Origin of the sequence: Peribacillus sp. B-H-3, assembly GCF_048572925.1 — a bacterium.
GTDB lineage: Bacteria > Bacillota > Bacilli > Bacillales > DSM-1321 > Peribacillus.
On record NZ_CP183879.1, the window covers coordinates 4146240 to 4160489 of the forward strand.

Sequence of the window (14250 nt, forward strand, 5' to 3'; positions counted from 1 at the left end):
TTAAAAAAGACAGGAGAAATATTTCCTCCTGTTTATTATACATGAATTTAGCCTAAATGATAAGTTTTAGATAAATCTTTTATGACGCTTCCTTTTGAGTTAAAGAAGGTTACCTTCACTTCTTGTTCTTCCGTTTCAAGGATAGCGTATGTTTTCTCTAATCGGGCTTTTGGAAGAGTGATGCTTCCCGGGTTGATGAATAGGGTTTTGCCGATCATTTCGGATCCTGCGATATGGGAATGCCCGAAGCAGACGATATCTGCTGCTTCTTCAGAGCTTTTATAGGAAAGGCTGAGCAGCGTCATTTTGACATTGTAGTGATGGCCGTGTGTGATGAGAAACCTGAATTTCCCTATCTCTTCAACCAGCAGGTCCTGATAGTTTGCATCACTGTCGCAGTTTCCCCTGACAGCAAGGAATCCCTGCATTAATGGATCACTCTTTTGGAGCTCTGAATCTCCGCAGTGAATCATTGCATCACATTCCTTCTGATGCTGCTCCTTAATTACTTTAAGGCCTTCTGTTGAACCATGGCTATCGCTTAGAATCAGGATTTTCATGCCTTGCCTTCTTCCCGCTGAAGGAATTTGTCCAGCTGCTCCTCCAGTGCCTGTAATGCCTTTGCACGGTGGCTGATGCTGTTTTTCTCATGCTGCTGGAGCTCGGCCATTGTTTTTCCTTTTTCTTTCACATAAAAGACAGGATCGTATCCAAATCCATTTTCACCTTTTGGCTCTTTCGCAATCATTCCTTCTGCAGTGCCGGAAACCGTGATCGTTTTCTGATTAGGCGAAGAAAGTGCAAGAGCACAGTAAAATCGTGCTGTTCTTTCTTCTTCAGGTATACCCTTAAGCTCAAGCAGGACTTTTTCTGTATTCGCTGCATCATTTTTGTCTTCACCGGCATAACGGGCAGAATACACACCAGGGCTGCCGTCTAATGCATCTACAATCAAGCCGGAGTCATCCGCAATTACAAACTTGCCAAACTCCCTGGAAATTGCTTCCGCTTTCAAAATGGCATTTTCTTCAAAGGTAGTTCCTGTTTCCTCCACATCAGGAGAGCCCTCAAAATCAAGCAGGGTTTTGACAGCATAGCCCTTTGAATGGAATAAACTTTCAAATTCCTTCGCTTTGCCTTTATTTTTCGTCGCGATAATTACTGTTTTCATGATCCTTCACTCCTTTATGTATCTGCTGAAGTGCTCAGTGCGTAATGCAAGTCTAGCATAATTTCCCTTCTCAGAGAATCCGCACAGCTTAAGCCCCCCCTGAATCTATCGGGGCCGACGGGATATTCAGTCAATAAGAATAAGGAGCAGCTGATAGCATGCCCCGGGTTTAGCTCATATATAGTATATCAAAAAATCTTGATTAATAACTGCCTGTGTTCACTTTTTCAGGCCTTGTAACGGGCTCTGAAAGTTTTTTGCCGTCTTCATTCAGAAGCTTGGCACTTCCATTGACCTTCACTTCTACACTTTTAATTCCCTGCTGCTCAGTAAGCGATAATACTAGAGCATCCAGCATATCCTTGGAGACTTTATTTTCCTTAAAGCTGCCAAGGATGTTTTTATTGAAATTCAGCGTCACTTTTCCGTCATTCATTTCAGGTGTTTCTGTTAATTTTACATCAGGTGCGAAGACTGTAAGCAGGGACGAGTTTGATGGCCCTTTGACCAATTCATCCACAACTGCCGCCACATCATCGTTTTTCGTTTCGCTGACCCGTTTTGTAACCGGCACATAATAATTATTTCCAGTCTCACCGCCTATATAATAAACTGTGAGCGCTTTCGTGTTGGAAATATCCGTCACATTATTCGTATCCAGATTAATCCCTGACATTCTTGAAACACCGTCTCCAATCGGCGTACCGTTTACAGGCATCGTTTTCAGTTCATGTCCATTCATCGATATTTTGACCTTTTTGACAGTATCAAACTGTGTTAGCGTCCAGGTAATCGACTGCAGGATTTTCAGTTCATCTTCTTTTTTATAGTTCTTAAATTCCTTTGAAAAATCCGCGGTTGCCACACCGTCCTTGATATCCACGCTTACTTCCGTATCAGCGGGAAGCACAGCCCGAAAGCCATTTGGAATGATATTGGAAACAGGACCATTGTCCACTAGATATTCAAGCGCCTGTTTGGCAAATCCTTCTGACTTTTTCGGCAATGTAAGGGTCTGAGGGACAACATACCCACTTTTATCTATTAAGTAAAGCTCTGTCTGCACAGAGTTTTTCCCTGCTGTTTCTTTTGCGATTTCCTTCTTTTTGCTATTTTCCTTTTCAATCTTGGTTGCGTCATCCTCCAATGAAACATTCTTCGGCGGATCGATGCTGGTTTTCTCGTCTCCACCAAATAATCCGCACCCGGACAGCAGCACAGAAGAAGCCAATATGGTGGAAACCACCGTTATTTTTGTTGCTTTAGACATCCTCATCCCTCCCAGGACTGTTTGTACTACTATTTATACGAGCCCTTGGGATATATAGAACAAAAATTTTCACTAAGTTGTTTCGCATAGATCATTTCTTTCTTGAACCTGCTGCATCAAGGCTGGCAAATCACCATTATCAGGCTCACGATGCCCTGATATTGATTTAATGGCAGTAGGCTAAACGTCTTAAAATCCTTATTTAGAATGTGGAGAATGGTCCTAAGCTGGATTGAGGTCTATTTAGACTTGTTTTTTTTATCTTTTCTTATTTTAATAGCTGCCATTATACAAACAAAGGCACCAATAAAACTTGTAAAAATAGCAACAAAGACTTCATTACTCACTTAGCCATACACCTCCATATTGTTTAACATCTCCGAGTTATAGGTTAATTTTACCAAGATGATTAATTTTAACTATTATTTATGTAAAAAAAACAAAGTTTATGAAAAAATCCTTTTATAAAAATCTGGCCAGGTTATGGCCGCGCGGCTGCTGAATTCAAAAAAACTGGCGCAAAGATATGCGCCAGCAAAAAATAGATCAATCAATCTTTATGGTTTTAACATTTTCGATTGGCTTCTCCAGCCATGATGAAGCAATAGCCTGGAAGATGTCCTTCGACCCGGTTGTGAAAAACTGGTGCACAGGAGGCGTTTTAGCGGTATTCATCCTATTGTCATGATGAAGGATGACGCTTGCTTCACGGGCTGTTTCTTCACCGGAAGAAATGACTTTTACACCGCTTCCCATGTACCTGCTGATGGCAGGCCCAAGCAATGGGTAATGGGTGCAGCCGAGAATCAGTGTATCAATAGAGGTGTTTTTTAAAGGCTTCAGCGTTTCTTCTATTACCTTTTCAACGAGAGCACCCCCAAATTCGCCGCTTTCAACAATCGGCACGAATTTCGGGCAGGCCAGGCTATCTACCTTTACCTCTTGGTTGATGGAGTGGAGCGCCTGGTCATATGCATGGCTTTCAACAGTGCCAATGGTTCCGATCACGCCGATATTCAGGTTTTCAGAAACCTTTAAAGCCGCCCTTGCACCAGGGTGGATAACCCCGATTACAGGGATCGGCAATTCTGCCCTGGTTTCCTCCAGCACGGCCGCTGTGGCTGTATTGCAGGCAATTATAAGCATTTTAATATGATGCTGCATTAGATAATTGGTCATCTGCCAGGTGAACTTCTTCACATCTTCCATAGACCTTGGTCCATATGGACACCTGGCAGTATCACCAACATATAAAATGTTTTCATTTGGCAGCTGGCGGATGACCTCTTTAGCAACCGTCAAACCGCCAACTCCTGAATCAATGATTCCAATTGGTTCCTTCAACAATCTCGCCTCATTCTTGTTTCATCTTAATATGTAATTTAGTTAAGTTCTGCTTTAGGGAGGCCACTTCCGAGTCTGAAAAATCGATAAGAAGGTCTCTTAAATAATCCTGGCGTTTTTCAATAACTTCATCAATGATTCTCTTACCTTCATCTAAAAGGTGAATCCTTACAACGCGGCGGTCTTTTTCATCCTTCACCCTTTGGACAAGCTCATTCTTCTCCATACGGTCGACAAGGTCCGTTGTCGTACTGAACGCAAGGAACATTTTATTCGACAGCTCGCCGATTGTCATATCTCCGTCTTCGGAAAGCCATTGAAGCGCCACAAATTGAGGCGGGGTGATTTTATAATTATTTAATATTTCTCTTCCCTTTTGCTTGATGAGGGATGAAACATATCGCAATTCCTTCTCTATTTCAGCAACATGCACGTTTTGCCTTGCATCGCCCATAAAAACAGCTCCCTATACTTTCATAAAAACTTATAATACTCTCATTGTGCTTGAAAGTGAAGGAAATTTCAAGATACATTCATTATTAAGCTGAATGGATCAGGATCATAGGGCCTATGTTTCTCCATAATAAAAGCAGCAATCAGGAGCTAATAACCATGATAAAATAAATCATCGTTAATCGTTTCCTGAATTGCTGCTCAAGATCAAGCACTTTTGCATGAGGGTTCCTGGTCTTCTAGGTATTAGAAAAACAAGCGGTCCGCGTTTCCGCATGGCCTGCACCGGGCGCCAAAGCAAGATTCTGATTCTGTAAAAAACCTTAAAGCTTCAATTCTCCCATGCGAAGGAGTTCTATTACAGCTTGTGAACGTCCTTTGACTCCAAGCTTCTGCATGGCATTCGATATATGGTTTCGAACTGTTTTTTCGCTGATAAATAATTCACCTGCGATTTCTTTCGTTGTTTTGTCTTGAACTAATAACTCAAATACTTCCTTTTCTCTCTTGGTGAGTAGTGGCTTATGAGTGAATTCGTTCTCCTTCAAATATTGTAACCCTCCTTGCCTTCACCAGCATAAAACCCGGAGCGGGTAACTTTTTAGTCTCGATATAGTATGTAGCTGAAGGAAGGTGAGTGACAGCAAACAGCAAAGGAACCGAATTTTTATTTTAGCCTTGTTGAACTTTGCGTTCTTCTCTATTCATAAGATCGATGCTCTCCTGCGGCCAAGGAATGGCTTTTCCTGTCGCTTTTGAGATTTGGACAATCGTTCCTCTTCCCGTTAAACAAATGGTTCCGTCCGCTTTCGTGCCCATATAGTGGATATCCGCAGAGGAGTTTCCGATTCTTTCAGCTTTCACATGCACCATCAGCTCATCATTGAAATAGATTTGAGCCAAAAAGTCACACTGCAGATCTGCCACAACCGGAATGGCCCCACTTCCGTCCTTCACCCACTCCTGCATAAAGCCTAAGCTTTTAAAGTACTCAATCCTCGCTTCTTCAAAATAAGTAAAAGGCACCGTGTTATTTAAATGGCCGAACATGTCTGTCTCAGAAAAACGTACCTTGATACTATGTTTAAAATGAAAAGATGCTGCCCACTCTTTCAAATCATCGATATATCCTATTCTACTCATTATGTCGCTCCTTTTTTTAAAAAAATGAATGGTTATTCATTCATTTTATATAAATTATCTTGAATTGGAAAGTGATTTCCCACATATTCCTTCTTTTTTATTTAGCTCTTTTCTTAAAGATTGCTGTTTTTTAATGAGTTCTGTGAGGCGATTTGATTGTTAAATCAGCCAAACGCAAAAAAAGAATCCGTATCGCAAAGGATACAGATTCTTTCATTCTTATACCTGATCGCTTCCGAAGAAATTACGGAACGATTGAAGGGTTGTGTCGCGGTTAAGCGCTGCGATCGATGTGGTCAATGGAATGCCTTTAGGGCATGATTGTACACAGTTTTGAGAGTTTCCGCAGTTGGCAAGGCCCCCATCTCCCATGATGGTATTCAGGCGTTCACCTTTATTCATGGCGCCAGTCGGATGGGCATTGAACAGGCGTACCTGTGAAAGCGGCTGCGGTCCAATGAAGCTTGAATTGCTGTTTACATTCGGACAGGCTTCAAGGCACACTCCGCATGTCATGCATTTGGATAATTCATATGCCCATTGGCGCTTTTTCTCCGGCATACGCGGGCCAGGCCCTAAATTGTATGTTCCATCGATTGGGATCCATGCTTTTACTTTCTTCAATGAATCGAACATGCGGCTGCGGTCTACCTGCAGATCCCGTACAACAGGGAATGTGCGCATTGGCTCAAGCCGGATTGGCTGCTCCAATTGATCAACCAAAGCTGTGCATGATTGGCGCGGTTTGCCATTGATCACCATAGAACAAGCTCCGCATACCTCTTCCAGGCAATTCATGTCCCATGCGATAGGCGTCGTTTTTTCGCCTTTCACAGTGACAGGATTACGCCGGATTTCCATTAATGCAGAAATAACGTTCATATTCGGGCGATAATCCAGATCAAATTCCTCTGTATAAGGGGCTGTGTCAGGTCTATCTTGTCGAGTGATTACAAAACGTACTGTTTTTGTCTCAGCCATCTTTTATTCCCCCTGTTAATGTTTTGTAGAATAATCGCGTTTACGCGGTTTGATTAGTGAAATATCCACTTCGTCATAATGGAAAGCCGGCGCCGATTTAGGACCCGTGAAGTTAGCCATAGTGGTCTTCAGGAATTCTTCATCATTACGCTCAGGGAAATCAGGCTTATAGTGGGCGCCGCGGCTTTCATTTCGGTTCAATGCGCCGATTGTGATAACCCGGGCCAATTGCATCATATTCTGAAGCTGTCTTGTGAATGATGCACCCTGATTGCTCCATTTGGCTGTATCGTTAATGTTGATTTTTTCAAAGCGTTCCATAAGCTCAAGGATCTTGTCGTCCGTAGCCTGCAATTTATCATTATAGCGCACAACCGTAACATTATTAGTCATCCATTCTCCAAGTTCCTTATGAAGAATGTACGCATTTTCTGTCCCGTTAAGCGACATGATGCCGTTCCATTTTTCTTCCTGTTCCTTAACAGCCCTGTCAAAAACAGAGGATGGAATGGAATCTGCACCTTTTTCAAGGCCTTCGATATATTTAATCGCATTAGGGCCGGCCACGCTTCCGCCGTAAATGGCAGATAGAAGGGAGTTGGCTCCTAAACGGTTTCCTCCGTGCTGTGAGTAATCGCACTCGCCTGCAGCGAAAAGACCCTGGATGTTCGTCATTTGATCATAATCTACCCAAAGCCCGCCCATTGAATAGTGAACGGCAGGGAATATTTTCATAGGCACTTTACGAGGATCCTCGCCCATGAATTTTTCATAAATTTCAATGATTCCCCCAAGTTTAATATCCAATTCCTTAGGGTCCTTATGGGAAAGATCAAGGTACACCATGTTTTCTCCATTGATGCCGAGCTTCATGTTTACGCACACATCAAAGATTTCGCGAGTGGCAATATCACGCGGCACAAGGTTGCCGTATGCAGGATATTTCTCTTCAAGGAAATACCATGGTTTGCCGTCTTTATATGTCCAGACACGTCCGCCTTCTCCGCGTGCTGATTCACTCATCAGGCGAAGCTTGTCATCGCCTGGTAGTGCTGTCGGGTGAATCTGGATGAATTCTCCGTTAGAGTAAGTGGCACCCTGCTGATACACGATGGATGCTGCTGATCCTGTATTGATCATGGAGTTCGTCGATTTACCAAATATGATTCCAGGGCCGCCGCTTGCCATGATGACTGCATCGCCAGGGAACGATTTAATTTCCATGCTTGTTAAGTTTTGAGCAACTATGCCACGGGCGATTCTTTCATCATCAATTACCGCTCCAAGGAATTCCCAGCCTTCGTACTTTGTAACAAGGCCTTCCACTTCATAGCGGCGCACCTGCTCATCAAGCGCATACAAAAGCTGCTGTCCTGTTGTGGCACCCGCAAAAGCAGTACGGTGATGCTGTGTTCCTCCGAATCTTCTGAAATCTAGCAAGCCTTCAGGAGTACGGTTAAACATAACACCCATGCGGTCAAACATATGAATGATGGAAGGCGCCGCTTCACACATTGCCTTTACCGGAGGCTGGTTTGCCAGGAAGTCCCCGCCGTATATTGTATCGTCGAAATGGACTAAAGGAGAATCTCCTTCACCCTTTGTATTTACTGCACCATTGATTCCGCCCTGGGCGCATACAGAGTGGGAACGCTTAACAGGAACCAATGAAAATATGTCAACCTGCTGTCCGTGCTCTGCCGCTTTGATTGTTGCCATTAAGCCGGCCAATCCGCCGCCAACGACTATGATTTTACCTTTACCCAAACTTGCTCACTCCTTCATTTCGAACTGTCAAGCTATATATCTGTCATTTTCTTTATACGAATGCTAGAATGGCTCTTACACCAATATATGAAATTAAAACGAAGATTACTAAAGTAACATAAGTAGAGATTCTCTGCGATTTCGGAGACACCGTAATGCCCCAGCTGACTGCGAAAGACCATAACCCATTAGAGAAATGAAAAGTAGTAGAAATGATGCCGACAATATAGAAAACTACCATAAATGGATTGGATAAAATATCACTCATCATGTTGAAATCTACTTCTGCACCCATTGCTGCCTGAATCCTGGTGGACCAGATATGCCAAACAATGAAAATCAGAGTGATGATTCCTGTTAAACGCTGAAGCATATACATCCAGTTGCGGAAAAAGCTGAATCTGCCAAGATTGTTTTTAGCTGTGAATGCAATATAAATTCCGTACACTGCGTGATAAATCAGCGGCAGGAAGATTAATACTGTTTCAAGAACAACCCTGAACGGCAGGTTTTCCAAAAAAGCCGCTGCTGAATTGAATGAATCCGGCCCCTTTGTTGCCATGTAATTCGTTATCAAGTGCTCCAATAAAAACAAACCAATTGGGATAACTCCAAGCAGTGAATGCAGCCTGCGATTCCCAAACTCCCGATTTTGTGCCACTAAGTGCCCCCCCCTTAATAATAAAGATCATGCAGATATTTTCTTCTACTTTTATCCAAAAATACAGTGAACAAAATTCTACACTATCCACAATGTTCTGACATGTACATTTTACTCCTACGATTTGGAAGCGTCAAGAAAACGGATACAATATTTCTTTTGTGAAATAGAGTTTTTTTTTTGAATATTCACCCATGAAACCTATTATATAACAACTGCCCTCTCTTGCTTTCTCCATGTATAACAATATTTCAAAATAATATAATTTATTTTTTCCATGAATCTATCTTTTTGATAAAATATACTGAATCATAATTAAAATTGTTTATAATGGAGATAGAGAAAAGAGGGGATATATACCATGAAAAAGAATAGTCCTGCTTTATTGGAAACCCTGCAAAACGATGAATTCCAGATCCCCGCATTTGGCTATGAGCTTATCAGGGAAATTTTGCTGCCTGATATCCTCGGCAAAGATTCCAAACAAATCATGTACTGGGCCGGCAAGCAATTAGCCAGAAAATTTCCGCTTAACGGAGTGGACGAAGTTATTGAATTCTTCGTTAGCGCAGGATGGGGCCAGCTTGAAATAGTAAAACAAACTAAAGACGAATTGGAAATGTCCCTCAGCGGCGAAATTATCGACAGGCGCCTTGATATCAGCCATGAATGCCATTTTGGACTTGAAACCGGATTTCTTGCAGAACAAATCAGCATGATCAAGAAATTTCACTCAGAAGCGTACGAAGAAACAAAACGGAGAAATAAAAAAGCGGCCTTTATCGTTAAATGGGATATCAAAGATCCCATTTAACGATAAGGTCATTCATGAAAAGGAGGTTCACCCATCTAAGCGATGCCTGCCGGGCATGGCCGGAAATTATTCCAGATGGGCGATCCTCTTATTTTTTTATCCTGACACATTCATGGAAGTTTTGCTTTATGCTTTTACCTGTGCAGGTTCATCAAGCCGGAATGCTTCATGAAGCGCCTCGACCGCTTTCACCATATCCTTTTGGTCCACAACCGTGGAAACCTTGATCTCCGATGTGCTCACCATTTTTATCACAATGCCATTCTGCGCCATGCACTCAAACATTTCTGCCGCAACGCCCGGGTTGGATACCATGCCAGAGCCCACAATAGAGACCTTTGAAAGGCCGCTTTCCGTTTCGACCCTGTCAAATGGCAGATTGTTTTTATTTTTCTCCAGTACATTCAGCGCCTCTTCCACATCATTGCTTTTAATGGAGAAAGTAAGGTTAATAGAATCCGTATCTGTCATGCTTTGAATAATAATATCCACATTAATGCGGTTTTTGGCCAGTGTTGTGAAAATGGTGGATAGTGTTCCTATATTGCCTGATAAACCAAAAATGGTTACGCGTGTAATACGATCTTCAAAAGCAATTCCTCTTACAATCAGATTTTGTTCCATCGATGCTTCCTCCTCAATGATCGTTCCTTTTTCCTGTTCCATGCTTGAACGTACTTCAAGCTGAATTTGATAATTTTTTGCAAATTCCACTGCTCTCGGATGCAGCACACCTGCACCGAGATTGGCTAGCTCGAGCATTTCATCATATGAAACGGACAGCAGCTTTCTGGCTCCTTTTATGTAACGGGGATCCGTTGTATACACGCCTGTTACATCTGTATAAATATCGCAGCGGTCAGCATGGAGGGCGGAAGCAAGGGCAACAGCCGTTGTATCAGACCCGCCCCTGCCAAGCGTCGTAATTTCCCCATCGGCATCCACACCCTGAAAGCCTGCAACAACAACGATTTTTCCTGCTTCAAGAGCCGCCTTCACCCTTGCTGTTTCTATATCCGAGATCCTTGCATTCGAATGGACGGCTTCTGTACTGATTCCCGCCTGCCATCCTGTATATGAAACAGCATCATAGCCTTTAGCCAATAATGCCATTGTTAAGTAGGAGATGGTAACCTGCTCTCCTGTGGATAAAAGCATATCCATTTCCCGTTTGGATGGAGCAGCTGAAATTTCTTTTGCCATGGAAACCAATTCATCCGTGGTTTTCCCCATAGCGGACACAACCACCACAACCTGATTTCCTCTTTCTGCTTCTTCAATGACCCTGTTTGCAGCATTTTGTATTTTTTCAATGCTTCCTACTGATGTGCCGCCAAATTTCTGAACGATTAATGCCATTATGCTGCACCCTCTCCGAATTTGTTTATCATCCTTAAGTACCTGTATAGCTTCCTGATTTTCAGACGCAAAAAAAGCAATGAGAAATATCTCATTGCTGTGAAAAACGTAGAAACAATACGCCTAGCACAGTGAGATAGCTCTCCAGAATTTTCATCCTGACAATCTGCCATTTATTCAATGTCAGACCAGCAAAACAAGTATTGAGCCTTGTTGTGCTTCGGCGATTTCCCCTTTCGCAGCCTTTCGCAGAAGCTCATCCTTCTCCCGGCTGTTACTCTTGAAACCCGCACCTCTATCAACACTTTAAAACAGTAACGTTTTAATCATGTAAAATTCACTATGATTATAGCACAGGAAATTCACTGCATCAACTTTATTCTTGCAATTTTCTAACGATTTCCTGAGCGATTTGGGCCGGAATTCCCGCTTCCCTGATTTCCTCTGCCGTTGCTTCCCTCATTTTCTTAACAGATCCGAAATGCTTCAGGAGCTGCTTCTTTCTCTTCTCCCCAATCCCGTCAATCTCATCAAGCAAGGACTGAAAGGCATTTTTTCCGCGGATCTGGCGGTGAAAGGTGATGGCAAAACGGTGGACCTCATCCTGTATCCGCTGAAGAAGGTAAAATTCCTGGCTTCTTCTGTCTAAAGGAACAAGCTCAAGGGGATTTCCAATCATCAGCTGTGAGGTTTTGTGCTTATCATCTTTAACAAGCCCGGCTAGAGGAACATCCAAGCCCAGTTCGTTTTCTAATATATCCCGCACACCGTCAACATGGCCTTTTCCTCCATCAATGATAATCAAATCAGGCAGAGGAAGCCCTTCCTTCAGTACCCGGGTATATCTCCGACGGACAACCTCCCTCATGGATTCGTAATCATCCGGTCCCTGGACGGTTTTAATTTTATATTTCCGGTATTCGCGTTTTTCCGGTTTTCCGTCAATAAAGACAACAAGAGCTGAAACAGGATTGGTTCCCTGGATGTTCGAATTATCAAATGCCTCAATCCTGTGCGGCGTATAAATGCCAAGATGCGACCCAAGGTTCTCCACAGCCTTGATGGTCCGGTCTTCATCCCGTTCGATCAAAGAAAATTTCTCCTGGAGGGCAATGCTCGCATTTTTGCTGGCAAGCTTTAAGAGATCCTTCTTTTGGCCCCTTTTCGGATGAAGAATCCTCACATCCAGCAAGCGGCCGGCAAGCTCAGCATCGACAGATTCCGGCAGCAGAATTTCCTTCGGCTTGAAATGGCTTGGCATTGCGTAGAATTGCCCAAGATATGTCAGCAGCTCCTGTTCCGGTTCATCATAAATCGGAAATAGGGAAACATCACGCTCAATCAACTTGCCCTGCCTGACAAAGAACACCTGTACACACATCCATCCTTTATCATAGGAGTAGCCAAACACATCGCGATCCGTGAAATCATGAGTCATCATTTTCTGTTTTTCCATCGTTACTTCAATATGGGCAATTTTATCGCGGTATTCCTTTGCTCTTTCAAAGTCTAGGTCTTCAGCAGCAGCATGCATTTTCTCTGAAAGCTCTTTTTTGATTTCCTGATAGCCCCCATTTAAAAAACGGGCGATATCATCGGTCATTTTTTTATATTCCGTATCCTCCACCTCATACACACATGGTGCCAGGCATTGGCCCAGATGATAGTATAAACAGACCCTGTCCGGGAGGGTATTACATTTCCTGAGCGGATATATCCGGTCCAGCAGTTTTTTTGTTTCATTTGCTGCAATCACATTGGGGTATGGCCCAAAATACTTTCCCTTGTCCTTCTTTACCTTCCTTGTAATAATCAGCCGGGGATGCTTTTCTGCTGTCAGCTTGATGAAAGGATAGGTTTTATCATCCTTCAGCATGACATTATACTTCGGATCATGCTTTTTGATTAAATTCAGCTCAAGGATCAGCGCTTCAATATCTGAAGAGGTTACAATGTATTCAAAATCCTCAATTTCATTAACAAGCCTAAGGGTTTTACCGTCATGGGAGCCTGTAAAATAAGACCTGACCCTGTTTTTTAATACCTTTGCCTTTCCCACATAGATGATGGTCCCTTGCCGGTCCTTCATCAGGTAGCAGCCAGGCTGGTCAGGAAGCAGTGCAAGCTTGTCTTTGATCCTCTGATTCACTTCTTCACCTTCTTTTCTGTTTCAAACTTTGATCTATATAGTGAAACACACGTCAGCGGATCTTCTCTTTCCATGCTGATGATTGGTTATAATCGGGACTTTACCTGCCAGCAGCTCCTATTAAAAAGGGAACTGCTTACCCAGGGAACATTCATTCTATTTTTTCATACTTACTTTCTTAAATATACTACAAATCAGCAAAAAAGGCAGGCTGTGATGCTTTCCATTTCCACCAGTCAATCATCACTTCAGAAACAACCTCTGATAAAGATATTTTAATAAGGAACCTGGCCATGGCTTCTATGGCCTGCACAGCATCTGGCGGAAGGATTAGAAAATGTTGCCGGTTGTTTCTCGCTTTAAAATGTATAACAATTGAAACAGCAAGACAGCATCCGACATACACAGGAGGGAATTATGAAAAATAATAGATTGTTACTTTCATTAGCAGCATGCTTGGCCATTATTTTTTCTGCGGCGACTATTCATCCTTCTGGTTCAAAGGCAAGTGCAAGCAGCCATGATCCAGTTATCTTCATTCACGGGGCCGGCGGCAATAGCTCAAACTTTAACAGCATTAAGAATTACCTGAAAACACAAGGCTGGTCTGATGATGAACTATATACCATTGAAATGGCTGATAAAACTGGGAACAGCTTAAATAATGCAAGACAGCTGGTGCCATTTGTAGATGAAGTGTTAAAGAAGACAGGAAAGAGCAAGGTCGATATTATCGGCCACAGCGCGGGAGGCATCAATACCCTTACCTATATCCTAAATGGAGGCGGAAGCAAGGTAAACGATGTGGTAACGCTTGGTTCCCCAAACAAGTTTATAACTTCGAAAGCTCCGGCAGGTACAGATCCTAAACATAAAATCCGCTATACTTCGATTTATAGTACCAGCGATATTGTTGTGCCTACATGGCTTTCAACACTTCAGGGAGCGAAAAACGTTCAGATTAGCGGTGTAGATCACGTGGGATTGATTTTTAACAGTAAAGTCAATGTGCTGATAAAAGATGGACTGAATGGCGGAGGAAGAAATTCAAATTAACAAAAGTATTTTCTAATGCTTAAACTGGGGCAGGATTATATTAAAAAGATGGCTTCTGTTATCAGGAGCCATTTTTTAAAAG

14 protein-coding genes and 1 riboswitch are annotated in these 14250 nt (G+C 42.7%); of the genes, 2 read left to right on the forward strand and 12 right to left on the reverse strand.

Translation table 11 applies throughout. The annotated features are described in order from the left end of the window. Positions 1 to 47: 47 nt before the first annotated feature. From ACN6MY_RS20700 to ACN6MY_RS20745, 10 genes are all read right to left on the reverse strand, one after another. Entirely contained in the window at positions 48 to 560 is a 513-nt protein-coding gene (locus tag ACN6MY_RS20700) for a metallophosphoesterase (protein WP_419881856.1), read from the reverse strand. Then, positions 557 to 1171 carry an XTP/dITP diphosphatase gene (locus ACN6MY_RS20705; RefSeq protein WP_419881857.1) on the reverse strand — a complete coding sequence of 205 codons (615 nt, stop codon included), beginning with the start codon at positions 1169 to 1171 and terminating at the stop codon, positions 557 to 559. Before ACN6MY_RS20705 ends, ACN6MY_RS20700 begins: the two co-directional genes overlap by 4 nt. A gap of 202 nt (positions 1172 to 1373) precedes the next feature. Next, positions 1374 to 2441, reverse strand: coding sequence for a GerMN domain-containing protein (locus ACN6MY_RS20710; RefSeq protein WP_419881858.1), 1068 nt, complete (start codon positions 2439 to 2441; stop codon positions 1374 to 1376). Positions 2442 to 2987: 546 nt separating this feature from the next. Further along, positions 2988 to 3785, reverse strand: coding sequence for a glutamate racemase (gene racE / locus ACN6MY_RS20715; RefSeq protein ID WP_419881859.1), 798 nt, complete (start codon positions 3783 to 3785; stop codon positions 2988 to 2990). A 10-nt stretch (positions 3786 to 3795) separates the two neighbouring features. Beyond that, on the reverse strand, positions 3796 to 4239 hold the full coding sequence (locus ACN6MY_RS20720) for a MarR family winged helix-turn-helix transcriptional regulator (protein WP_419881860.1): 444 nt from the start codon (positions 4237 to 4239) through the stop codon (positions 3796 to 3798). Between the two features lie 322 nt (positions 4240 to 4561). Next, positions 4562 to 4786 carry a helix-turn-helix domain-containing protein gene (locus ACN6MY_RS20725; RefSeq protein ID WP_028392149.1) on the reverse strand — a complete coding sequence of 75 codons (225 nt, stop codon included), beginning with the start codon at positions 4784 to 4786 and terminating at the stop codon, positions 4562 to 4564. A 124-nt stretch (positions 4787 to 4910) separates the two neighbouring features. Then, positions 4911 to 5381: an acyl-CoA thioesterase gene (locus ACN6MY_RS20730; RefSeq protein WP_419881861.1), complete on the reverse strand. Its 471-nt coding sequence runs from the start codon at positions 5379 to 5381 to the stop codon at positions 4911 to 4913. A 219-nt stretch (positions 5382 to 5600) separates the two neighbouring features. Next, complete coding sequence (gene sdhB / locus ACN6MY_RS20735) at positions 5601 to 6362, reverse strand: succinate dehydrogenase iron-sulfur subunit (RefSeq protein ID WP_071350760.1); 762 nt, start codon at positions 6360 to 6362, stop codon at positions 5601 to 5603. 15 nt (positions 6363 to 6377) lie between these two features. Beyond that, positions 6378 to 8129: a succinate dehydrogenase flavoprotein subunit gene (gene sdhA / locus ACN6MY_RS20740; RefSeq protein ID WP_419881862.1), complete on the reverse strand. Its 1752-nt coding sequence runs from the start codon at positions 8127 to 8129 to the stop codon at positions 6378 to 6380. A 52-nt stretch (positions 8130 to 8181) separates the two neighbouring features. Continuing rightward, positions 8182 to 8790, reverse strand: coding sequence for a succinate dehydrogenase cytochrome b558 subunit (locus tag ACN6MY_RS20745; protein ID WP_090989691.1), 609 nt, complete (start codon positions 8788 to 8790; stop codon positions 8182 to 8184). Positions 8791 to 9151: 361 nt separating this feature from the next. Between ACN6MY_RS20745 and ACN6MY_RS20750 the strand changes: the two genes are divergently transcribed. After that, on the forward strand, positions 9152 to 9604 hold the full coding sequence (locus ACN6MY_RS20750; RefSeq protein WP_419881863.1) for a YslB family protein: 453 nt from the start codon (positions 9152 to 9154) through the stop codon (positions 9602 to 9604). Between the two features lie 126 nt (positions 9605 to 9730). Here ACN6MY_RS20750 and ACN6MY_RS20755 read toward each other — a convergent pair whose 3' ends face one another. Together ACN6MY_RS20755 and uvrC are read right to left on the reverse strand one after the other, a co-directional pair. Further along, positions 9731 to 10963 carry an aspartate kinase gene (locus ACN6MY_RS20755; protein ID WP_419881864.1) on the reverse strand — a complete coding sequence of 411 codons (1233 nt, stop codon included), beginning with the start codon at positions 10961 to 10963 and terminating at the stop codon, positions 9731 to 9733. 129 nt (positions 10964 to 11092) lie between these two features. Further along, positions 11093 to 11269: riboswitch (Lysine riboswitch) on the reverse strand. A gap of 70 nt (positions 11270 to 11339) precedes the next feature. After that, a complete protein-coding gene (uvrC, locus tag ACN6MY_RS20760) occupies positions 11340 to 13112 on the reverse strand; it encodes an excinuclease ABC subunit UvrC (protein WP_419881865.1) in 1773 nt (590 codons plus the stop codon). A gap of 417 nt (positions 13113 to 13529) precedes the next feature. On the opposite strand from uvrC, the gene ACN6MY_RS20765 reads away from it, so the two are divergent. After that, on the forward strand, positions 13530 to 14168 hold the full coding sequence (locus ACN6MY_RS20765) for an esterase/lipase family protein (RefSeq protein ID WP_419881866.1): 639 nt from the start codon (positions 13530 to 13532) through the stop codon (positions 14166 to 14168). Positions 14169 to 14250 lie beyond the last annotated feature (82 nt).